Origin of the sequence: Pseudomonas sp. Tri1 (assembly GCF_017968885.1) — a bacterium.
Classification (GTDB): Bacteria; Pseudomonadota; Gammaproteobacteria; order Pseudomonadales; family Pseudomonadaceae; genus Aquipseudomonas.
This window is the reverse complement of record NZ_CP072913.1, coordinates 5,496,166-5,519,088: the sequence shown is the minus strand read 5'-3', so window position 1 is coordinate 5,519,088 and position 22,923 is coordinate 5,496,166. Positions and strand designations below refer to the sequence as shown.

Annotated in this window: 19 protein-coding genes; 7 read left to right on the top strand and 12 right to left on the bottom strand. The window is 59.7% G+C overall.

Annotated elements, in window-relative coordinates; genetic code table 11:
• Window positions 1–4: 4 nt before the first annotated feature.
• The 7 genes from algG to yaaA all read right to left on the bottom strand — a co-directional run bounded on the left by algG (window position 5) and on the right by yaaA (window position 10,274).
• A complete protein-coding gene (gene algG / locus J9870_RS23940; protein WP_210640707.1) occupies window positions 5–1,594 on the bottom strand; it encodes a mannuronan 5-epimerase AlgG in 1,590 nt (529 codons plus the stop codon).
• 26 nt (window positions 1,595–1,620) lie between these two features.
• Window positions 1,621–3,105, bottom strand: coding sequence for an alginate export family protein (locus J9870_RS23935; protein WP_281728985.1), 1,485 nt, complete (start codon window positions 3,103–3,105; stop codon window positions 1,621–1,623).
• A 5-nt stretch (window positions 3,106–3,110) separates the two neighbouring features.
• A complete protein-coding gene (gene algK, locus J9870_RS23930; RefSeq protein ID WP_210640703.1) occupies window positions 3,111–4,568 on the bottom strand; it encodes an alginate biosynthesis TPR repeat lipoprotein AlgK in 1,458 nt (485 codons plus the stop codon).
• A gap of 9 nt (window positions 4,569–4,577) precedes the next feature.
• On the bottom strand, window positions 4,578–5,747 hold the full coding sequence (locus J9870_RS23925; protein ID WP_210640698.1) for an alginate biosynthesis protein Alg44: 1,170 nt from the start codon (window positions 5,745–5,747) through the stop codon (window positions 4,578–4,580).
• A gap of 35 nt (window positions 5,748–5,782) precedes the next feature.
• On the bottom strand, window positions 5,783–7,267 hold the full coding sequence (gene alg8, locus J9870_RS23920; RefSeq protein ID WP_210645399.1) for a mannuronan synthase: 1,485 nt from the start codon (window positions 7,265–7,267) through the stop codon (window positions 5,783–5,785).
• A 98-nt stretch (window positions 7,268–7,365) separates the two neighbouring features.
• On the bottom strand, window positions 7,366–8,682 hold the full coding sequence (locus tag J9870_RS23915) for a nucleotide sugar dehydrogenase (protein ID WP_210640696.1): 1,317 nt from the start codon (window positions 8,680–8,682) through the stop codon (window positions 7,366–7,368).
• An 812-nt stretch (window positions 8,683–9,494) separates the two neighbouring features.
• Window positions 9,495–10,274 carry a peroxide stress protein YaaA gene (gene yaaA / locus J9870_RS23910; RefSeq protein ID WP_210640694.1) on the bottom strand — a complete coding sequence of 260 codons (780 nt, stop codon included), beginning with the start codon at window positions 10,272–10,274 and terminating at the stop codon, window positions 9,495–9,497.
• 352 nt (window positions 10,275–10,626) lie between these two features.
• Here yaaA and J9870_RS23905 point away from each other — a divergent pair, with 352 nt between their 5' ends.
• From J9870_RS23905 to J9870_RS23880, 6 genes are all read left to right on the top strand, one after another.
• Window positions 10,627–11,748: a polysaccharide deacetylase family protein gene (locus J9870_RS23905; protein ID WP_210640692.1), complete on the top strand. Its 1,122-nt coding sequence runs from the start codon at window positions 10,627–10,629 to the stop codon at window positions 11,746–11,748.
• Between the two features lie 335 nt (window positions 11,749–12,083).
• The gene (locus tag J9870_RS23900; protein ID WP_210640691.1) at window positions 12,084–13,478 is read left to right on the top strand and encodes a PhoH family protein; all 1,395 of its coding nucleotides are present in this window, start codon (window positions 12,084–12,086) and stop codon (window positions 13,476–13,478) included.
• A 260-nt stretch (window positions 13,479–13,738) separates the two neighbouring features.
• Window positions 13,739–14,212, top strand: a complete 474-nt coding sequence (moaC, locus tag J9870_RS23895) for a cyclic pyranopterin monophosphate synthase MoaC (protein ID WP_210640689.1) — start codon at window positions 13,739–13,741, stop codon at window positions 14,210–14,212.
• Window positions 14,209–14,451, top strand: coding sequence for a MoaD/ThiS family protein (locus J9870_RS23890; protein ID WP_210640687.1), 243 nt, complete (start codon window positions 14,209–14,211; stop codon window positions 14,449–14,451). Before moaC ends, J9870_RS23890 begins: the two co-directional genes overlap by 4 nt.
• A gap of 3 nt (window positions 14,452–14,454) precedes the next feature.
• Window positions 14,455–14,907, top strand: coding sequence for a molybdopterin synthase catalytic subunit MoaE (gene moaE / locus J9870_RS23885; protein WP_210640685.1), 453 nt, complete (start codon window positions 14,455–14,457; stop codon window positions 14,905–14,907).
• A 268-nt stretch (window positions 14,908–15,175) separates the two neighbouring features.
• A complete protein-coding gene (locus J9870_RS23880; protein WP_210640682.1) occupies window positions 15,176–15,952 on the top strand; it encodes an ABC transporter substrate-binding protein in 777 nt (258 codons plus the stop codon).
• A 127-nt stretch (window positions 15,953–16,079) separates the two neighbouring features.
• On the opposite strand, the gene J9870_RS23875 is transcribed toward J9870_RS23880, so the two are convergent.
• From J9870_RS23875 to J9870_RS23855, 5 genes are all read right to left on the bottom strand, one after another.
• Window positions 16,080–16,706: a PAS domain-containing protein gene (locus J9870_RS23875; RefSeq protein WP_210640681.1), complete on the bottom strand. Its 627-nt coding sequence runs from the start codon at window positions 16,704–16,706 to the stop codon at window positions 16,080–16,082.
• Between the two features lie 88 nt (window positions 16,707–16,794).
• The gene (locus J9870_RS23870; protein WP_210640679.1) at window positions 16,795–17,922 is read right to left on the bottom strand and encodes an FAD-binding oxidoreductase; all 1,128 of its coding nucleotides are present in this window, start codon (window positions 17,920–17,922) and stop codon (window positions 16,795–16,797) included.
• 146 nt (window positions 17,923–18,068) lie between these two features.
• Window positions 18,069–19,025, bottom strand: a complete 957-nt coding sequence (locus J9870_RS23865) for an ornithine cyclodeaminase family protein (RefSeq protein WP_210640677.1) — start codon at window positions 19,023–19,025, stop codon at window positions 18,069–18,071.
• A gap of 127 nt (window positions 19,026–19,152) precedes the next feature.
• Window positions 19,153–20,616 carry an ATP-dependent RNA helicase RhlB gene (gene rhlB / locus J9870_RS23860; protein ID WP_210645397.1) on the bottom strand — a complete coding sequence of 488 codons (1,464 nt, stop codon included), beginning with the start codon at window positions 20,614–20,616 and terminating at the stop codon, window positions 19,153–19,155.
• A gap of 98 nt (window positions 20,617–20,714) precedes the next feature.
• On the bottom strand, window positions 20,715–21,371 hold the full coding sequence (locus J9870_RS23855; protein WP_210640676.1) for an alpha/beta fold hydrolase: 657 nt from the start codon (window positions 21,369–21,371) through the stop codon (window positions 20,715–20,717).
• Window positions 21,372–21,843: 472 nt separating this feature from the next.
• Here J9870_RS23855 and J9870_RS23850 point away from each other — a divergent pair, with 472 nt between their 5' ends.
• A complete protein-coding gene (locus J9870_RS23850; protein ID WP_003178326.1) occupies window positions 21,844–22,875 on the top strand; it encodes an amino acid ABC transporter substrate-binding protein in 1,032 nt (343 codons plus the stop codon).
• The last annotated feature ends 48 nt before the right edge of the window (window positions 22,876–22,923 follow it).

Here is a 22,923-nt window from a genome sequence, read left to right as displayed (position 1 = left end):
ATCCTCAGTCCCGCAATTCGGTCTGGCGTTCGACAGGGTCGATCAGCACGGCTTTCTGCTGGCGCACCAGCAGGTCGAGAATTTCATCCTGGCGATCGCCGAGGATTCCCGTGAAGCTGATGCCGCTGGATTTGGTCGGCGCGAGCATGGACACGCGGTACAGTTCGACGCTCAGGGGCGAGTCGATGGACAGCGGGCCGCTACCGTTGGCAGCCAATTCGCCGCCGACCACGATCAGCGAGACTTGAGCGTCGAACGGGTCGAGCTTGATGTTCCGGTCGGTGTCGGACAGGTCCTTGATGTGGCCGTAGATACCAGTCAGGCCGTTGGCCATGGACACGTTTTCGTAAAGGCGGATGTTCACGCTGTTACGAATCCGGATCCCGTGGCGTCGGTTGCTGATCACTTTGTTGTCCCACAACAGGTTGTCACCACTCTCATAGAGCGTGATGCCGTCGGTGTGGTTCTTGTAGATCTCGTTGTAGGCGATCAGGTTGTTCACGCTGTTACGGTCGATCACCAGGCCCGAGAGTTTGTTGTCGTAGCTTCTGTTGTTGATGATGAAGCTGTCGTTGACCTCACGGGAAATAATGATCCCGTGCTTTTTCTTGGTCCCGTAGACGGTGTTGTCGGCGATGATCAGCCGATGGGAACGGTCGTGGGGGTCGATGCCGTAGACGATGTTGTCTTTGTAGGTGTTGCTCTTGACGACAAAGTCGCGGGTCTCGTAGCAGTAGAAGCCGTACCACATGTCAGAGAACTCGGAACCGATGATCCAGCCGGTCGGTTCCGGGCGCTTGAGGACCTTGGCCATGTTCGGCGTGTACTGGGAAATACTCACCCCGTACGACTTACTGTTGGCGTAGCCGAAGCTGGCCATCTTGGTGTTGACGATGTAGGTCTCGGTCCCGCCCCATGACAGCAGGAACGGCCGGAATTCCTTGGGCGAGCGGAACGTGGCGGGGCCATTGTCCTTTTCGCGCCAGCCGGTGACCTTGGTGTCGCGAATGAACATCTGGCCATCGTTGACCAGGAACGCGCCGCCCTCCTGGGACAGGCGCAGTTCTTGGGTTTGCTTGTCGATTTCCAGGATGCCTTTCTGGCCGACGACGATCGGAATCTTCGCCAGGTAGACACCTGGCGAAGATTCGATGACGTACTTGGGCGCCTTCTTGGCCAAGTCCTTGAGGTTCATGTAGCCATCGTCGAGGAAGATGGCCTGTGGGATGCCGTGCTGACGCACGACCCACTCGGCCATCTTGTTATCGCCGCCGATGAAGTCCTTCAAGGCGTTTTCCTGCATCATCCGGCGCACACTGATCTTGCCGGGCTTGGTCCGCACGATTTTCTTCTCGGCCGCTTCGGCGGTGAAGCCGGAGAGGTCGGGCAGGGTCGGCTTGGCCAGTTCCAGCGGTGCGGTCGGTGCGGTGCTGACGGTGTAGGTCTTGGCTTGTTGCAGACCTTTGACCACGTTGCCCGGCTTGACCACCGGTTCAACGTTGGCGAACGCCGGCGAGCCGGCCAGCAGCATCGCTGCGACCAACAGGCTGATCGAACCTTTCATCGCCTGGCTGTTCCTGAGGTAGCGGTTCATATCGGGCACTCCCATGGCCATTCGCATCAGAAGCGCCAGATCACGTCGACAAAGGCGCGATGCATGTACGAATCGACCTCTTTGCCGTAGGCGTCGCCTGGCTTGAACACCCCACCACGCAAACGCACCAGCGCCGACGGCTCGTCGATGGACTGGCTCAGCGCGGCTGGTAGCAGGCCTTGTTTGAAGTACTTGGTGACTACCAGATCGACTTCCTGGCCCAGGTCCTTGTTACCGTCACGCAGCGGCAGGGACGAGGTGGACAGAATTGCGCCTGTCACGTCGTCGGTGTTGTTCTCCACGGCGTTGATGCCGTTGCTGCCCACTGGCTTGTTGCCGTCCACGCGCCAGAACTTGTGGTACACAAGGCTGGCGTCGTATTCGTCACGCAGCTGCCAGGAGCCGAACAGGCTGGCGCTCTGGGTGTTGGCCATTTCGCCGCGGAAAGCCTCGCCGAAACGGTGGACCCGCGAGCGAGTGCCGGTGAAGTTCGAGCGGTTGCTCTGCAGGCCGTTCTGTTGGTACTCATCGCTGGCGCGGGCATAGGCCGCACCGACTTGCCATTGCGGGTCGAGCCGCAGGCGAATACCCAGGTCAGTGGCCCAGCCGTCCACGTCATCGCTGTGCTTGGCTTCTGTCGGGCGCGTGCCGTCGGCGTTGAGCGGGTTGACGGTGTCGCGCTCGCCGCTCATGCCGGTGATGCTGGCCCAGTAGTTGACGGTGTTCGTGTTGCGCCAGTTATAGGCGTCGCTATTGGCTTCCAGGCCCAGCCAGGAGATGTCACCGTTCTGGGTCTTGTCCAGGGTATCGGTAGGTTCGCCCGGGGTCGGATAATCGAGGCTGCCATTGTCATGGGAATGGTGGGCACGGATACCGGCCCATTGGCCGGGCATCCATTGGTAACCCACGTCGCCGTAGACGTGCAGGCGATCCTTGTCCTTGGGGGACAGTTCCTTGAGATCGGTGCGGTATTCGCTGAAACGTTCGGCGACGCCGAGGTTGGCGCGCAATAGCGTGGTATCGAAGGTCCAGTTCAGAGCCTCGATGTTGGTGTCGCGCCATTGGCCGTCGTCGTTACGCAGGCGCTGGCGACCGAACTTCAACTGCTCGCCAGGGTAAGGGGTCAGCCCCCGGTAGCCAATCCAGAATTCGCGCATCGCCAGGTAGCTTTTCTTGGCTTCGCGGTCGCCGCTGTCAGTCTGTTGGGTGGCGTCATCGGACTGTTGCAGGGTGTCGGTCTCGATGATGTCGGTAGACGTCACGGCCTGGGCCATGGCGTAGGCGCTCCAGGCGCCGCTTTCGCCGTAGACCCAAGGACGCAGGTCCAGGCCGATACCGTTGACGTCGCCACCGCTCTGGGTGCCGAGGTCGCGGTCGTCTTCGGATTGGCCAGTGATTTTCACTTCCAGGCCAAAGTTCTTGTCATCGGTCAGGGCCGCCAGGGTGGGGCAGGACCACAACAGGGCAAACGACAGGCCAATACCGGCCTGAACAAAAGGATTGAGCTTCAAAGGCTTCATAGAGGTTCCTCGCCGTCATCTTCTTTTAGGGCTTGCAGTTCCAGCGTATCGGGGCTCATGGCGCCGCGAATGGCCTGCTCTTGTTTTAGCAGGCGTTGGGCTTGTGCAAGTTGTTCCGGCGGTAATTGTGTTTCGAGTGTCTGGGCAAGTTCAGTCGCTTGCGGGGTGTTCTGCGCCTTGGCCAACTGGCTGAACACATAGGCGTTGACCGGGTTGGGCTTGGTCCCCTTGCCCTGGGAGAACAGCTGGGCAATGGCAAAGTCGGCACTGTTCTGGCCGTTGCGGGCGGCCTTGAGCAGGTGGTCCAGGGCTTTTTGCGAATACACCTGGCCCAGGTAACCGCGGCGATAGATCTGGCCAAGGTAATAATCGGCGGCCACTTCGCGGTCGACGGCCTTCTGGAAATGCGCCTCGGCAGCCTTGGCGTCAGCCGGTACCCACTTGCCTTCGTAATAGAGCTTGCCCAACAGCAGTTCGGCACGAGGCTGGTCGGCTGCGCGACCGTTTTCCAGGTACTGCATCATCTTGTCGACGTCGCCCAGCTCGGGGAAGTCGTAGAGCAGTTGCGCCAGGCTGACCCAGGCGGCGGGGTAGGCCGGGGCGATTTCTTCGAGCAGCGACTGGGCGGTTTTCTCGTCGGTCTTGCCCAGGCTGGCGTCGGCCAGTACCCGGGCGACGCTGTCTACGCGCCGGGCGGATACCACGCCAGTGCGGTGGCCGGCCTGCAACTGCTTGAGCAACTCGGCCTGCTGGTCTGGCTGACCCCGTTTCTGATAGACCGTGGCCAGTTCGACGTAGCAGATATCGGTGGTGGCCAGTGCAGCCTTGCAGACCTTTTCCACTTCATCCAGATGCTGGTCGTAAGTGCCTTGGGTGCGATACAGCAGAATCTGCGCCAGGCCCGCTTCCGGGTAACCGGCGCTGCGCCATTGGCTGATCTGCTGCTGGGCATTGACGTTCGGGAAACTGTGGGGATATTGCAGGTACAGCATCGCCAGGGGGATGAGGGTACCGCTTTCACCGTTGGCGAAGGCCTTCTTCAACAGGCCCTCGGCTTCGTGTTTTTCAGCTTCGGTGGAACCAGGCTTGGCCACCAGCAGGCGACCCAGGCGAGCCTGGGCACGTGGCGAAATATCGGCCGCGGCGCGGTAAGTCGCCTCGGCTTTTTTCATCTGCTCGGGATCACGACTGTCCACCTGGATATCGGCCAGGCCCACCTGGGCTTCGCTATAGCCCAGGTCTGCCAGTTGCTGATAGTTCTGTTGCGCCAGCGCCGTGTCGCCGCGCTTGAGCGCTTCGTTGGCCAGGCGCTGGTCGGGCAAGCCGGCGCAGCCGCTGAGGCTGACTGCCAGCGCCAGTGCGCACATCGCAAACCCGGTGTGGGAGTTTCGCGAGCGAGCTCGCTCCCACAGGGTCTGCGGCGTGTTCAGGATTTTTGTAATGGTCACGGGCATATCCTCGACTTAAAGACCGACGGCCATGGCTTTGGCGATCAGCCAGCTCAGGTTCGGGCCACGGTCGCTGTTGACTTCTACCGGACGGCCGGACAGGGAGCTGTCCAGAGGTTCGTCAGGCTTGATCAGCACACGGATATCGGAGGACAGGTCTTCGCTTTTCAGGCTGGTGCTGCTGACGATCTTGCCGGTGCGGATGGCGTCTTCGCCGGCCACCTGGAAGCTGACCGGGGTACCTGGACGCACGTCGCCGAACTGGCGATAGGAGAAGCGCGCCTCGACGTTGGCTTCGGCGCCTCGTGGAACCAGTTGGAAGATCACGTCGCCCTTGCTGGCGTACTGACCGTTGGACACCAGTTGCTGAGCCACGATGCAGTCGCACGGAGAGGTCAGGGTGCCGGTCATTTGCTTGCCGAACAGTTCCTCGACCTTGGCCGGTTGCAGCTGGTTGTCGTCCAGGTGACCTTTGAGCACATCGAGCATGCTGGTGCTGAAGGTCGCCAATGGGGCGCCCTTGGCGGCCACACCGTCAGCCTTGACCAGGCTCTGTACGGTGCCGTCGCGCGGCATGGTGATGGCCATGCCTGGTACGTTCACCAGGCCCGCCTGGGCGTGGCTGACGAAGTACATGCCGTACACCGACTTGAAGATGAAACCGAACGCTGCCAGGCCGACGAGGAAGATCGCCAGGCTGAAGGTCACGGCCCGCAGGCGGGCGAGGGCGCTCATGCCACCGTTCTCGTCCTTTTGCTTGCGCGCCTTGGTGAAGTTGTCGCGCTGCAAGGTCGCCAGCACGTCGCCGACGCCGACGATGTCACCGGCCAGGTGCGAAGTGATGATGTGGCGCAGTGTCGAGATGTCCCGAGGTTCCAGGTTCTGGAACTGGCAACCGGTGCGGCCGGTCTGGCGATCGTAGGAGCGGATCTGCAGTTCCACGTCCATGGCCAGGCCAAGGTTGTCGATCACGAACTGCAGGCGACCCTTGTAGGACTCGCCGACCTTGAGCGGCATCTGGCCGGCGTTGAAGCACAGGCCACCGGCGGACAGGTCCAGGACCTTGACTTCCATCGGCGTTCGGTCGGGGCCGAAGAAACGCAACTTGGCCGGGATTTTCACTCGGGCGTGTTGGCGCTGGGCTTCGGATTCATGCACTACGTTGACATTCACGGCGGTGTTCATAGGGGCGATTTCCTAGTTAATTCATTCAAGTCCGGTCAGACCATCGTCAGCAGCACGGCGACAAAAATGCTGCCGGCGGAGAAGGTCATGGTCCGAGACGACCAAGTGTTGAACCAACGTTGAAAGCTGGCGAGATCACGGGTCAGATGGGTGGGCTGGCGAGTCCAGGACTGTTGGTCGAGGCGGAAGAACACGTAAATCTTCACCAGTGCGCCGACGATCTGGTTGTAATAGAGAATCGCCGGGTAGGCAGGGCCGATCCGGTGTCCGGAGCACGACAGCAGCAAGGTCAGGATCAACCGAGTGATGCCGATCCACAGCAGGTACACCAGGATGAACGCGGTGCCGTATTTGAAGCTGGCGATCAGTGCCACGGTCAGGCCCAGCAGCGAGGTCCACATCGACACGCGCTGATCGAACAGCACCACTGAGGTAAACAGGCCCAGACGCCGCATGCCCAGGCCCAGGGCCCGGGAGTTCTGCCGCAGGTTGTTGCCGTACCAGCGGAACATCAGTTTGCGACTGGCCTTGATAAAGCTTTTTTCCGGCGGATGCTCGACGGTGTTGATCGCCGCATCGGGCACGTAGAAGGTGTCGTAGCCCAGGCGCATCAGGCTGAACCAGCTCGACTTGTCATCACCGGTGAGAAACTTGAAGCGACCCAGGCGCCAGTGTTGCAGCGAGTCGCTTTCCACATCGGCGATGAAATCCGGGTTCGTCACCACAGTGGCGCGAAACACCGACATGCGTCCGGTCATGGTCAGCACGCGCTTGGACAGGGCCATGGAGCACATGTTGATATGGCGCTGGGCGAAACGCAGCTTGTGCCATTCGCTCATGATGTAGCCGCCGCGCACTTCGCAGAACTCGTTGGTGGTCAGGCCGCCGACGTTGCCGAACAGCTGGAACCACGGCACGGTCTTGCGTACCACGCCTTCGGCGAGCACGGTGTCACCGTCGATCACGGCAACCACCGCACGGTCGTCCGGCAAGTGCCGGGAAATGGCGCGGAAACCAAAGGCCAGGCCGTCACGCTTGCCAGTGCCGGGGATGCGTACGAAGTCCAGCTTGACCCGTTCTGGTGGGTTCATGCGGGCCCAGAGGCTCTTGACCAACAGTTCGTCGGACATTTCCACGATGGAGCAAACCACAGTAGTGGGCAGCCCGCAGTCGATGGCTTCGCGGATCACCGAGCTGTAGACCTGGGCGGTGGTGAGCGCGTCGATCCGGAAGCTGGTGACCATCAGGTACACGTGGGACGGATCCGCCGCGTTGCCCAGCTTGCGAACCTTGCGGCGCAGGTGTGGGTAGACGATGTACAGGAAGATCATGCCGCGCACGAAATGCGTCGCTCCCATGGAGTAACGCCAAATGCCCACGGCGCCGATCAGGAAGATAAAGTCCTTGGATTCGGAGTCGAACGTGGACGCAGGCAACGCCGTGGCGATGCCCATCAATAAACTCAAGTAAAACAGCCAACCGGCGGCCTGAAGCAGGCCGTGCTTTAGCCTGTGCATAATCTGCATCCGTCTCTATTCTCGGGCGGGCCTTGTGGGCGGCCCGATGGGTTAAGGCAGGCGAAAGGCCGGTCGGGCCTGAGCCCGACCGGCAAACAGACTTACCAGCAGATGCCTTCGGTCCGGCCACTCGCGGAGGTGGCCTTGGACATGAAGCCAACCAGGTCGATGACCTGCTTGCCTTCCGGTACGTTCTCGGTCAGTGCTCGGAACTTCTCATCGCGGTTGCCCAGGATGATGATGTCGGAGCTATCGATCACTGCGTCGAAATCGGAGTTGAGCAAGGACGAGACGTGAGGGATCTTCGACTCGATGTAATCCTTGTTCGCACCGTGGACGCGGGCGTATTCGACGTTGCTGTCGTAGATTTTCAGTTCGAAACCCTTGCCGATCAGCATTTCTGCCAGTTCTACCAGCGGGCTTTCACGCAGGTCGTCGGTGCCGGCCTTGAAGCTCAGGCCCAGCAGGGCGACCTTGCGCTTGTCATGGCTGGAAACGATGTCGAAAGCGTTCTGCACTTGGGATTCGTTGCTACGCATCAGCGAGTTGAGCAGCGGCGCTTCCACGTCCAGGGAGCCGGCGCGGTAGGTCAGGGCGCGGACGTCCTTGGGCAGGCACGAGCCGCCGAAGGCGAAGCCAGGGCGCATGTAGTACTGGGACAGGTTCAAAGCCTTGTCCTGGCAGACCACGTCCATCACCACACGGCCATCGACGCCGACTGCCTTGGCGATGTTGCCGATTTCGTTGGCGAAGGTCACCTTGGTGGCGTGCCACACGTTGCAGGTGTACTTGATCATCTCGGCGACAGCGATGTCCTTGCGAATGATCGGCGCATCGAGTTCTTCGTACAGCGATTGCAGGACGTCGCCAGAGGCTTTGTCGAACTCGCCGATCACGGTCATCGGAGGTTGATCGTAGTCTTTGATCGCGGTGCTTTCGCGCAGGAACTCAGGGTTGACCGCGACACCGAAATCAACGCCGGCTTTCTTGCCGGAGCAGTCTTCGAGGATCGGGATGACCACGTTTGCCACGGTGCCCGGCAGTACGGTGCTGCGAACTACGATGGTGTGACGGGTGGTCTTGTCGCGCAGGACAAAACCGATCTCGCGGCACACGGCTTCGATGTAGTTCAGTTCCAGGTCGCCGTTCTTTTTACTCGGTGTGCCGACACAAATCATCGACAGGTCAGTATCGCGAATAGCTTCGGCGAAGTTGGTGGTGCCGCGCAGGCGGCCTGTTTCGATACCTTGTGCCAACAGCTCGCCAAGACCTGGTTCAACGATAGGAGATTTACCGGCGTTGATCATGTCGATTTTGTCTTTGGCGACATCTACGCCAACTACATCATGGCCCCGTGCAGACAGGCAACCGGCACATACTGCACCGACGTAACCCAAACCAAATATGCTAATGCGCATCGCATTTACCTCTGTTTTCACGCCATTAAATGGCCGGAGTTAATAGTGTTCAGCGGTCATCGAGCACTCGGAAGTGTGGAATGCAGGCGCCACAGTGCCGTGTGCAGGCATACTAAGTTCCGAGTGTCTAAATAAGTGCACTCAAGTTGTGCGCAAAGCGGCCTAGTTGTTATGACCTGCCCTGTTATGCAGCCAGTCCCTGTTGATCAAGAACGCTCGTGCAAAAAGTCTCTCACCTCTGATCCCTGGCAAAAGCCCACAAAATCAGAAGCTTGTGTGCTCAGGTGAGCACGTTATAGGGGCGCAGCCTTGGCCTTGTAGGGGATAGTAATGGTGCGTTATCTCCTGTCCTTTATAAGATGGATCCAAATAGGCGACCGTTTCGCTAAATTGCCATGACAACTTGGTTACTTGGATCGACGGCCTATGTAAGTCATCTCTTACACGCACGGCGAGAATCGTTACGGGTGGTATGAGCCGTGCAATTTCACATAGTTCCGATCCGCTCATCGCGATTTTCGAAATTTTTCGAAATATTTGCAAAGATGGCACTGGTCTCAAGATGATGGCACTTGCCATTTCATCCTTTATTAATGGGGAGTTAAGAGGGATAGATGTTTTTGTGCCACTACGGTTGAAAATTTTTTGTGCCACTACGCAAAAAACTGACGAGTGTCGAGTGAAAGAAAAGTTAGCGAAGGGGTAGGACGATTTGTTGACGCCATGGAACCGGCGAAGAGGGAGGGGAAGATAGATGACAAGTTGTAGTTTGATCGAGGCCCCCGATGCGGGGGCGGTTATATAGTTATGCTTTATTCAGGGGCATGGTCACGCAGGAATATCAGCTTGTCCGGGCTCGATTGTTCTGCGTTGAAGCGGTAGCCCTGCACATCGAATTGTTTGAGCGCCGCGGGATCGTTGATCCGCTCCTGAATGACAAACCGGCTCATCAAGCCCCGGGCTTTTTTGGCGTAGAAGCTGATGATTTTGTACTGACCGTTTTTCAGGTCCTTGAACTCGGTATCGATGATGCGCGCTTTCAGTGCACTGCGCTTGACCGCCGAAAAGTACTCGTTGGAGGCCAGGTTCAACAGCACGTCATCGCCTTGTTCCGCCAGGGCTTCATTCAGCCATTCGCTGATGCGCGTTCCCCAGAAGGCATACAGGTCCTTGCCCCGGGCGTTGGCCAACTTCGTGCCCATTTCCAGGCGATACGGTTGCATCAGGTCCAGCGGGCGCAGCAGGCCATAAAGGCCGGAGAGCATGCGCAGGTGCTGTTGCGCGTAGTCGAAATCGGCTTCACCAAAGCTCTGTGCATCAAGACCGGTGTACACATCCCCCTTGAAGGCCAGCAGGGCCTGTTTGGCATTGTCCGGGGTGAACGCCGGCGTCCAACTGCCGAACCGCGCGGCATTCAGGCCGCCGATCTTGTCGGAGACGTGCATCAGCGCGCTGATCTGTGCCGGAGAGAGTTCACGCAGTTGCTCGACCAGTTCCTGGGAGTGGTCCAGGTATTGCGGTTGGGTAAAGCGTTCGGTGGCCGGCGGTGTTTCGTAATCGAGGGTCTTGGCGGGGGAAATCACCATCAGCATGCAATCATCTCCTTCAAAGGTGCCGCGATTCTAGGGGGTTGTCTGGGTGGACTCCAGCTATTGGGGCGATAGGTGATCGGTGGTGGCGGGTGTTGCACGAGCTGTATCCCTACGGCGAGTGCTTTATGGGGCTATAGGGCGAGGCGCTTTTGTGGCGAGGGAGCTTGTTCCACTCGATCGCGAAGCGGTCGCTAGCTTGCTTTTGGGGCTGCTTCGCAGCCCAGCGGGAGCAAGCTCCCGCGCCACACAAACCCTCTAGCCACAGTCGCGCCTTTGCCGCGAGGCATTCGCAGGCGGGGGGTTGCCTGGATCGGCTATGATGCCGCGCGGGTTTCGTTATGGAGACATCCCTTTGCGTATCGCTCTTCTGTTATCGGCCTGGCTGTTGAGCCTCGGCGCCATTGCCGCGCCCAACGACGTCGCGACACTGGATCGCCACACCTGGCCGGAGCAACTCACCAGCCCGACCTTGTTCGACGTGGCGTCGCGGGCCGAGATCCTGATGTTCGCCCGGGTCCTGCTGGACACCGACGCCATGGACGAAATCGCCCTGAAGCAGTACCTGGGGCTACGCACGGTCAATATGGCGGCGATCGGGGTTCTTCGCGCGCGGCTCTGGCAGCGTTTGCTGACCAACTACAACTTCGCCCAGCAAAGCTGCGACCAGGATGCTTCCTTCTGCTACCTGGTCGAGGACATGGCCACCCTGCGCGAAGAAGCGGGCAGGTTCCAGCTCGATGACAATTCCTACTACATCAAGTGGGCCGAGCCGAGCCGGGTTTTCCACACTCAATACCGCGATGAATTGCTGCGCAAGGCTGCGTTGTTTCCGCAAACCAGCAGCGAAATCGAACGCTTCGGCGATTATGAGCGTAACGGCGATGGCATGAACGACCGGCTGTTCCTGCTGACCTTCGACAGCGGTGCCAACGTGGCGCCGGACAATACGCCGTGGCTGACCGACTACTTGCGCAAATCGAACATGAGCGGCACCTTCTTTGTGCTGGGCAAAGACATTCAGGCACGGCTGGCGGATAGCTCGGTCAACGATCTCCAGACTTTGTATTCAGGCCAGTGCGTGGGGGTGCAGGGCTGGGAATTCCGTTCCCACAGTTATTGGCAGGACTGGCAAGACTCGATAAAGCGCAGCGTCGAGTTGGTCAAAAGCAAGCTACCGGAAAATTATGTGCCGCTGTTCCGCCCACCCCAGGGCCAGCGTCGTGGCGATGCCGAGGCGTTTTTCAGGACCCAGGGCCTGCAAGTAGCCCTGTGGGATATCGATCCCCAGGACAGCAATCGGCTCAAGCCCGAGCAAAGCGCTCAGCGCGCGCTGACACTGATGCTGTTGTGGCGCCACGGGGTGATCAACTTCAACGCCAAACAGGACGCGGTGAAAACGGCGATACCCTGGCTCATCACGCAAACGGCGCAAAGTGGGATCGGTTGGGAAGATTGTCAGGACGCGTTTCGCTGATATCGCCAAAGGCCTGTAAATGCTGGGGGAGGGGAAAAATCCGGAGCACTTTCATGGCGAGCGGACTTCCGACTTTAACGGTGCAATGGTGGTACGCCAAGGGTTATTCGTCACTCTGAAAAATAAACTTCAAAAAAACGTCAAAGTACTTTTTCCTGTCATCGTTTTTGGAGTATCAAGAAGACAGACCGCCGAAACCTGCAACACAGGTGGCGTCTTCCAAGACCCAGATTGTGTGCAGTTCACCTGATCCTCGCGGGTGAATTCGGTGGCTACCTCGAGGCGCAGCACTGTCACGGTATTGCGTCGAATGGCCCCCACATAGGTGACCGAGTATGGATGACCACGGACGTAGCCTTTCCTCCAACCAGCCAATCCTCTATGTACTCGATACCAACGTATTGATCCACGATCCAAACGCACTGCTGAATTTCGAAGAACACCACGTTGCCATTCCGATGACCGTGCTTGAGGAGCTGGACAAGCTCAAGAGCGGGCACCACAGCGTTGCGGCCGAATGCCGGCAGGCGATCCGCCTGATCGACAAGACCCTGGGCGATGCCTCTCCTGAGGATGTAGAGCTTGGCGTGCCGATCCAGCGTGGCAAGAGTGGTCCCAAGGGCCTGCTTTCGATTTTGATGAGCAAGCGCACCGAACCCAACCTGGTGCTGCCTGAACACCTGAACGACAACATCATCATCAACCAGTTGATCGACCTGCACGCGCGCAACAAGGATCAAGCCGTGGTGCTGGTGACCAAAGACATCAACATGCGCCTCAAGGCCCGCGCTTGTGGGATTGCGGCGGAGGACTACAGCACCGACCAACTGGTTGATGATGTCTCGCTGCTGCCCAACGGCTACCACAACATGACCGGCTCCTTCTGGGACCGTGTGAGCAAGGTCGAGACCCGCCAGGACCATGGCCGCACCTGGCACCAGGTGCAACTGATCGACAACCTGCCGGCGGTACACATCAACGAGTTCATCATCGACGAACAAGGATTTGTCGGCTGGATCAAGGAAATCCACGTCGACAAGCTGCTGATTCTCGACCTGCACCAGGAACCCTTGTTGCATCAGGAAGCCTGGGGCCTCAAGCCGCGTGACATCTACCAGAGCCTGGCCCTGTTCGCCTTGCTCGACCCGGACATCCACCTGGTCAACCTGTCCGGCGCCGCCGGTTCCGGCAAGACCATCCTCGCCTTGGCCGCCGCCATCGAGCAGACCATGGTCAGCAAACGCTACCGGCGCATCATCGCCACCCGCAGCGTGCAAGGCCTGGATCAGGAAATCGGCTTCCTGCCCGGCACCGAAGCGGAAAAAATGGAGCCTTGGCTGGGCGCCATCACCGACAACCTCGAAGCCTTGCACATGGATGACGAAAGCACCCATGGCAGCGTCGACTACATCCTCAGCAAAGTGCCGTTGCAGTTCAAATCCCTCAACTACATTCGAGGCCGCAGCTTCCAGCAGAGCCTGATTCTGATCGACGAGTGCCAGAACCTCACCCCGCACCAGATGAAAACCATCATCACCCGTGCCGGTGCCGGTTCCAAAGTGGTGTGCCTGGGTAACCTGGCGCAGATCGACACCCCTTACCTGTCCGCGACCAGTTCCGGGCTGACCTACCTGACCGAACGCTTCAAGGATTTCCCCAACGGGGTCCACATCACCCTGCAGGGCGTACCGCGCTCGATCCTGGCCGAATACGCCGAATCGCACCTGTAACCCCACCCAAACCGGGCGACCTCAAGGTCGCCCGGTTTTTTACCCTGTCACCATAAGCCCCTGTGGGAGCGAGCCTGCTCGCGATGACGGTGTGCCAGCCACATATTTTTATCTGATACACCGCCATCGCGAGCAGGCTCGCTCCCACAAAGGGATCTACGGTGTTCAGCAAATTACAGGCCGCCGTGGGTGCGACAATCAGCCCTGCCGGAATCTGACCCACAGGTTTACAATCGACGCTCCCGATCAGGAGTAACCCTGTGCTGACTCATCTCGATTCCCAAGGTCGCGCCAACATGGTCGACGTGACCGACAAGGCCGTGACGTTCCGTGAAGCCACGGCCGAAGCCTTTGTGCGCATGCTGCCCGACACGCTGCAGATGATCGTCAGCGGCGGCCACCCCAAGGGCGATGTATTCGCTGTTGCGCGTATTGCCGGCATTCAAGCCGCGAAAAAAACCAGCGATCTGATTCCGCTCTGTCATCCGCTGATGCTCACCAGCGTCAAGGTCGAGCTCAATGCCGAGGGCGAGGACCGGGTGCGCATCGTTGCCTGTTGCAAGCTGTCGGGGCAGACCGGGGTGGAGATGGAAGCCCTCACTGCCGCCAGTGTTGCCGCGCTGACTATCTACGACATGTGCAAGGCCGTTGATCGGGGCATGACCATCGAGGGCGTGCGGGTGCTGGAAAAACTCGGCGGCAAGAGCGGCCACTTCCAGGCGGATGCACGATGAAAATCACGGTGAAGTTCTTTGCCCGTTACCGGGAAGCGCTTGGGGTGGATTCGGTAAAGGTGGAGGGTGATTTCGCCACGGTCGACGATGTGCGCGTGCTGCTCGTTCAACGTGACGGTGCCGAGGTGCTGAGCGAGCAAAACCTGATGTGCGCGCGTAACGAAGACCTGTGCCAGCTCGATGAGCCGCTGGTGGATGGCGACGAAGTGGCGTTCTTTCCCACCGTGACCGGAGGCTGAGCCATGGCGATTCGTGTGCAGGCCGATCCGTTCGATCCGGGCGCCGAAGTCAACGCGATGCACGCGGCCAACGTCGGCGTGGGGGCGGTGGTGAGTTTTGTCGGCTACGTGCGTGACTTCAATGATGGCCTCGAGGTGTCCGGGATGTTCCTGGAACACTACCCAGGCATGACCGAAAAGGCCCTGGGCAAGATCGCCGCCGAGGCCGAGCAGCGCTGGCCGTTGCTAAAACTGGAAGTCCTGCACCGCATCGGTACCCTGGAGCCTGGCGAGCCGATCGTCTTCGTCGCGGCCGCCAGTGCCCATCGTCAGGCCGCGTTCGACGCCTGTGCTTTTGTCATGGACTACCTCAAGACCCGCGCGCCGTTCTGGAAAAAGGAAAACACCGCCGACGGCCCGCGCTGGGTTGAAGGGCGCGACAGTGATCATGCGGCGGCGGATCGCTGGAAGCAGTAATTCCCATGCAGTTTCATCGGTCGTTAGGCCGTCATCGCGAGCAAGCTCGCTCCCACAATGGTTCTTTGTTGTGCACAACATTTGTGTTCGACACAGACCCTCTGTGGGAGCGAGCTTGCTCGCGATGAGGCCATCAGCCTCCCGTCACATTCCTCAGCCTACCGATTGACGATGTGTACATTAAAGTCCAGTATGGATTTATAAGTACATAAAATAGCTGCGCCCACCTTTCTCTGCCAAACCAACAACAACCCGCGAGAGATTGACCATGAACAAATTTCCCCTCATCACCGGCCTGGCCTTGAGCCTGCTGGCCTCCAGCAGCCTGTTCGCCGCGGAGAAAACCTTGCGTATCGGTATCGAGGCGGCGTACCCGCCGTTTGCTTCCAAGACCTCGGAAGGGAAAATCGAGGGGTTTGACTACGACATCGGTAACGCCCTGTGCGCGCAGATGAAGGCCAAGTGCGAGTGGATCGAGGGTGAGTTCGACGGGCTGATTCCATCGCTCAAGGTGAAGAAAATCGACCTGGCGCTGTCGTCCATGACCATCACCGAAGAGCGTAAGAAATCGGTGGATTTCACCCACAAGTACTATTTCACCTCGTCGCGACTGGTCATGAAGGAAGGCGCGGTGGTCGATGACCAGTACGCTAGCCTCAAGGGCAAGACCGTGGGCGTGCAGCGCGCCACCACCACTGACCGCTACGCCACGGAAGTTCTTGAACCCAAGGGTGTGACGGTCAAGCGCTACAGCAATAACGAAGAAATCTACATGGACCTGGCCTCGGGTCGCCTGGACGCGATTTTTGCCGACACCATCCCGCTGGAAGACTTTCTGTCGATGCCCCGTGGCAAGGGCTATGCGTTTGTCGGGCCGGAGCTCAAGGACCCGAAATACGTCGGTGAAGGCGCGGGTATCGCGGTGCGTAAGGGCAATACCGAATTGGTGGCGGACTTGAACAAGGCCATCGATGGAATTCGGGCCAGTGGGGAGTATCAGAAGATCCAGGCCAAGTATTTCAAGTCGGATATCTACGGCGATTGATCAATCGCCATCGCGAGCAAGCTCGCTCCCACAAGGGATTTGCGGTGGACACAGTTTTTGTGTTCAACGAGATCCACTGTGGGAGCGAGCTTGCTCGCGATGAGGCCAGGCCAGGCAACAAAAAACCTCAGCCCTTCAACTCCTTCAAATGCTTGTACACCGTCGCCCGCCCCATGTTCAGCACATTGGCCACATAGTTGGACGCGCTCTTGCCCTTGAACGCACCCTCGGCATGCAGTGCCAGTACCAGCTCGCGTTTGTGGTCGCGGGTCAGCAGATTCAGGCTCAATTGGCGCTCGCGCATCCAGGCATGCAGAAAGGTATTGATCCGCTCCTGCCAGTCATCGCGAAACAGTGAGTCCGGCTGCGGGATCAACTTGTTCGGCGACAGGAACAGGTCCAGCGCTGCCTTGGCATTCTCGAACAGTGAAATATTCAAGTTGATGCATAGCACCGCCAACGGATGACCGTCGGCGTCGCGCAGTACGCTGCTGAGGCTGCGAATCTTCTGCCCGTCCCAATTCAGTTTTTCGTACGGCCCGATGTTACGTTCGCTGACGTCTTCGCTGAGCATGTCTTCCAGGGACGAATCATCGCCAATCTCGCGCTTGGACAGGTTGTTAGCGATGTAATCGACTTTCTGCGAGCGCAGGTCGTGCAGCACCACTTCGGCGTGGGGGTAGAACAGCGTGGCGATGGCATCGGCGATGGTGCGGAAATTATCCAGTGCCGGATCGGGTTGCGGGGCGTTCATGACAGGGCTCCAGGCAGCGTCAGCGCCCCGTGAAGCGGGGGCGCGGGGGAGTGTGCCGCAATCGGGACGATGCGTCACCTGGGTGGGTTCAACCCAGGCGTGTCGGCGACAGCATCGCGCTGCTCAGGCCGAAACGGGCCAGGGTCTCGGGCAGCGGCTCGCCACGCACCAGCGCCGCGCTGGCCTGGCCCATGGCCGGGGAGGTCTGGATGCCGTAGCCGCCCTGGGCCGCGACCCAGAACAGCCCAGGTACTAGAGGATCAAAACCGGACACCAGGTCGCCGTCGTGAACAAAACTGCGCAACCCGGCCCAGGTGCGGGTCGGCCGGCGGATGCTCAGGGTGGTGGCCTCTTCGATCTGATAGATGCCCATGGCGATATCCAGCTCTTCGGGCTGTACGTCATGAGGCTCAACCGGATCGGCGTTGGCCGGCGAGCCGAGAAACATGCCTGCGTCGGGCTTCATGTAGAACGATTCGTCCAGGCTTACCAGCATCGGCCAGTCGTGGATGTCCACGCCCTCGGGACCGGCAAAGATGAAGGCCGCGCGCCGCTTGGGTTGCAGGCCCAGCTTCCGGGCGCCGGCCATTGTGGCGACCAGGTCGGCCCAGGCGCCGGCGGCGTTGATCAGTACCGGCGCACTGAAGGTCTGGCTGGCGGTTTTCACCTGCCACAATCCCTGATCGTCGCGGCTCAATTCCAGCACTTCGCTGTCGGTGTGTACTTGGCCGCCGCTGCGCCGGATCCCGCGCAGGTAGCCCTGGTGCAGCGCGTCGGTGTCGATGTCGCAGGCCGTGGGGTCGTAGATTGCACCGTGGACCTTGTCCCGTCGCAGGATCGGCAAGCGCACACAGGCTTCTTCGGCGCTGAGCAGTTGCATCTGCGGCACCGTGGCCTTGGCGCTGAGGTACTGGTTGTTCAGTTCGGCCGGGTCGCCGGTGAAGTCCACCGTCATTTCGCCCCGTGGGGTCAGCAATGGATGCTCGCAGAAGCCGCTTGGCGGGGCGTCGAAAAAATCACGACTGGCCTGGGTCAATGCCCGCACCTGAGGGGTGCCATAGGCGGCGGTGTACAGCGCCGCCGAACGCCCGGTGGAGTGGTAGGCCGGATGGGATTCGCGCTCGAGCACAATGACCCGGCCATGGGGGGCCAGCCAATAGCCGGTGGAAGCACCGGCAATGCCGCCGCCGATGATGATGAAGTCTGCTGAGGTCATGTAGCTCTCCTGTCGAGCACGGTGCCGGGAGTTCGTAGGAACTTGGGGGAGCGAGCCTCTTGCGATGAGGTCAGCACATCCAATATGGATGTTGACCATAAGGCCGCTATCGCGAGCAAACTCGCTCCCACAGGGGACTGGGTGTGTCAGCCAATTTGGTGATTGAGGTGATAAAGCGCCTTCGCCAGCGCGACGTCTTCCAGCCCCAGGCCGATGGAACGGAAGAACACATGGCGTTCGTAGCTCGGGCGCGTGGCCTGCTCGCTGAGCAGTTCGGGCAAATCGCCGACGATTTTCGAGACGTCCCAGCCGAACTGTTCAGCGGCTATCAGCATTTCACCGGCCGAACCTGGGGTGGTCTGACGATAGTCGCAGAACACATCCATGTCATTGAGGCTCTGTGGCTGTACTTCATGAGCGCGTGGGGCGTTGGTACTGATAGAGGTGATCAGGGCCGGTTTGCTCAAGCTCAGCGGGTCGAGCAGCGCTTTGGCGGACGAGGTGCAGAGCATCACCACGTCGGCGTCATGCAGCGCCGCTTCAAGGCTGTCGGCGATGTGCAGGCGTGGGTCCAACTCAGTGATCAACGTGAGCGCTTGCGCCGTTTTGCCCTTCAGGCTCGGCGAATAGAGGTTGATGTCTTGCCAGTCCCGCAGGCCCTTGACGTACTGCACGTGGGCTCGCGCCACCGCACCGCTACCGATGACCGCCAGGCGTCTGGCCTCGCGTGGGGCGAGGGCATCGATGGCGACCGCGGTGGTGGCGGCGGTACGGGCGGTGGTCAGCTCGGCGGCATCACACAGCAGCAACGGCTGGCCGGTCTGCATCGACATCAGCAAGGTCCAGGCGGTTACCAGCGGGCCTTGCTCGCGCACGATGTAGGGCGAGGTCTTGATCCCGTAGACCTGATCCTCAGCCAGCACGCCCAGGTAGTTGATGAAGTCCCCGGCGCCCTGGGGAAATTCCACAAGCTGCTGAGCTGGCTGGACTGCTTGCCCGGCGGCGAGGTCGCGGAACAGTTTGCGCAGGATCTGCGGCACATCGACCTGCGCGAGCAGTTCGCGGGCCTGGGCTTGGGTCATCACGTAGGGCGTGCTGGGCATCGGGAGCTCCGAAGTGTTCTGATTGAACTAATTTGTCTATTATGGACTTTTAGTTTAATCGAGCAATATCCCGGGCCAAAAAAAACGCAGCCTTTCGGCTGCGTTTTTCTGTGCTCTGTAGAGACTGTTAAGGGCGCTTGCGCTCAACCGGCCGAAGCAGATGAGTCGGCGGCGTTTCGCAATTGATCTTTTTCCCCAGCAATGCCTCGATGGATGGCAACTGATAGGAATCATCCTCGCCGGCGAAGCTGATCGATACACCCGCAGCCCCCGCACGCCCAGTGCGCCCGATCCGGTGCACATAGTCATCCGGCACTTCCGGCAGGGTGAAGTTGATCACATGGCTGATCCCGTCGATGTGAATCCCACGGCCGGCCACGTCAGTAGCCACCAGCACACGAATCTTGCCTTCGCGGAAACCTTCCAGCGTCTTGATGCGCTTGTGCTGCGGCACGTCGCCCGACAGTTGCGCGGCGTTGACGCCATCGCGTACCAGGCGTTCTTCGATGCGGCGTACTTCGTCCTTGCGGTTGGCGAAGACCATCACCCGCTCCCAACCGTTGTCGTTGACCAGGTTGTAGAGCAGTTTGTACTTGTCGGCACCGGCCACCGCATAGATGTGCTGTTCGACGTTTTCGCTGGCGACGTTCAGCGCCTCGATCTCGACGATGGACGGGTCGGTGGTCCATTGCTTGGCCAGGTTCATCACGTCTTCGGTGAAGGTGGCGGAGAACAGCAAGGTCTGGCGTTCGCTTTTCGGTGGGGTCTGGCGAATGATCTGGCGCACCTGGGGGATGAAGCCCATGTCGAGCATGCGGTCGGCTTCGTCCAGCACCATCACTTCGACCATGTCCAGGTGCACGTCGCCGCGCTGGTTGAAGTCCAGCAGGCGGCCCGGCGTGGCGACCAGGATGTCGCAATGGCGGGCTTCGAGGTGCTTGAGCTGTTTGTCGAAGTCCATGCCGCCCACGAACGTCATCACGTTCAGGCCGGTGTACTTGGTCAGGTCGGCGGCGTCCTTGGCGATCTGCACCACCAGTTCGCGGGTCGGGGCGATGATCAGTGCCCGTGGCTCGCCCATGTAGCGCTCTTTGGGCGGAGGGGTCTGGAGCAACTGGGTGATGATGGAAATCAGGAACGCGGCGGTCTTGCCTGTGCCGGTCTGGGCGCGGCCGATGGCGTCTTTGCCAGCGAGGGTGAAGCCTAGCACCTGGGCCTGGATGGGCGTGCAGTACGGGAAGCCCAGGTCCTGGATGGCGTGCATCAGTTCAGGGGCGAGCTTGAAATCGTGGAAGCGGGTTTTGCCTTCCTGGGGTTCTACGACGAAGTCCTCGAGCTTCCAGGCGACGACCGGCGGTTTCGGTGCGCGTTCGCGGCGTGGCTTTGGGGCTTCGTGACGTGGTTTTTCCGGTTCAGGGGCCGTAAGAGGCTGGGCGGCGGGCTCTTTATTTGCCTGTGCAACGGGGGCACTCCGGCGCGGTTGTGGCGCATCGGTACGGCTTGGACCGTGGACAGGGGCGCTTGCGCCAGGCGCGAGCTGCTCGGCCTCGCTTTTACCGAACATCTTCTTGAGTGCTTTGAGCACGGTTATCTCATCGATTGGTTAAGGAATGTACGCCGGCCAGTGTAATGCAAGAAACGGGCGCGGCGTAGTGTGATGATCAATGCGTTGACCTGGCAATCAGGCCTTTAGCGCAGCCGTTCGGTCAGCCAGGTGCCGATGTCGCGAATCTCTTCGGGTAACACTTCGTGGCCCATTGGGTATTCCTGCCATATCACGGTGACACCATGCTGCTTTAAATATTCTTTAGCGGTACGTCCCATCGGGTTGAGTACCACTTCGTCGTATTGACCGTGCAGCGCCAGGACCGGAATGCGTTGCTGGCTGGCCGACAGTTGCAGTTCGTCGCTGAATGTCGGTGCATAAGTAGACAGCGCGATCACGCCGCCCAGTGGGCCCTGCCATTTCACGAATGCGGTGTGATAGACCACCGCGCCGCCCTGGGAGAAACCGGCGAGGAAAATCCGCGAGGCGTCTATTCCGCTGGCTCGCTGGGTGTCGATCAAGTCAATGACCCGTTGCGCCGAGGCTTCGAGTTGCTGTTCATCGATGGCCCGCGCCGGGCTCAGAGCGCGGATGTCGTACCAACTGGGCATGGCGTAGCCACCGTTGATCGTTACTGGTTGGGTCGGTGCCTGGGGTAGAACGAAACGCGTGGTGAGCAGGTTTTGCTGCAGCATTTCGGCCACTGGCAGGAAATCATAACGATCGGCGCCCAGGCCGTGGAGCCAGATAACGCAGGCATCGGCGGTGCTGCTGGGCTCGAGAATCAAGGGGTCGGTCATGGTGTGCTCCAAATGTGTGCGGCCGCGCTCAATCAGTGCGTGATTACAGTGCGCGACTGGTGTCTCAGTTAATTAGATGTCGCAAACTTACAACTTTTTGTCTTGACGTGTTTCACAAGGGCTAAGCGCAGCGGTGTGGTACGGGCTTTGCTATGAGGAACCCTGAGTGATGATTCTTACGCTGCGCGGTAACACTATCAGCTAGACGCGACGCATGGGATATCAGAAATCCGGTGATGGATGTTCGCCAATAGCCGCTACGGGCTTCGCGAACGTGAAGGGCTACAGCCCGTTCGGCCGATTGGTGAGAAGTGGGCATGACCACTGTTTGTGGACGTTCTCATTAATAGACTCATAGCGAAGGTCCAAGCGTCGGTTGACCCGAAAAAAAGCCAACAAGGGTCGGCAATGCCTCAAAAGGGTGCGACAGGGCTCGAGCTCCGACACAACAAGAGCAAAACTGGAGGTTTGAATGAAGTTACTGAAATCCACCCTGGCCGTCGTGACTGCAGCGGCAGTGCTCGGTGTCAGCGGGTTCGCTCAGGCGGGTGCAACCCTGGATGCCGTACAGAAGAAAGGCTTTGTGCAATGCGGTGTGAGTGATGGCCTGCCGGGTTTCTCGGTGCCTGATTCGACCGGCAAGATTGTCGGTATCGACGCTGACTTCTGCCGTGCCGTGGCCGCTGCTGTATTTGGCGATGCGACCAAGGTCAAATTCAGTCAGTTGAACGCCAAGGAGCGCTTCACCGCGCTGCAATCGGGCGAAATCGACATGCTCTCGCGCAACTCCACCATGACCAGCTCCCGTGATGCTGGCATGGGCCTGAAGTTTCCAGGTTTCATCACCTACTACGACGGCATCGGCTTCCTGGCCAACAACAAGCTGGGCGTCAAGAGCGCCAAGGAACTGGACGGTGCAACCATCTGCATCCAGGCCGGTACCACCACCGAGCTGAACGTTTCCGACTACTTCCGTGCCAACGGCCTGAAGTACACCCCGATCACTTTCGACACCTCCGATGAAAGCGCCAAGTCGCTGGAATCCGGTCGTTGCGACGTGCTGACCTCCGACAAGTCCCAGCTGTTCGCCCAGCGCAGCAAGCTGGCCTCGCCGAAGGACTACGTGGTCCTGCCGGAAACCATTTCCAAGGAGCCACTGGGTCCGGTCGTGCGTAACGGGGACGACGAGTGGCTGGCTATCGTGCGCTGGACTGGCTACGCCCTGCTCAACGCTGAAGAAGCCGGTGTGACCTCGAAAAACGTCGAGGCCGAAGCCAAGTCCACCAAGAACCCTGACGTCGCTCGTATGTTGGGCGCCGACGGTGAATACGGCAAAGACCTGAAACTGCCGAAAGACTGGGTCGTGCAGATCGTCAAGCAAGTCGGTAACTACGGCGAAATGTTCGAGCGCAACCTCGGCAAGGGCACTCCGCTGGAAATCGATCGCGGCTTGAACGCTCTGTGGAACGCCGGCGGCATTCAATACGCACCACCAGTGCGCTGATGGTTCTATCACCCGGTGGGCCAACCACCGGGTGATGTTCTGTTCCAT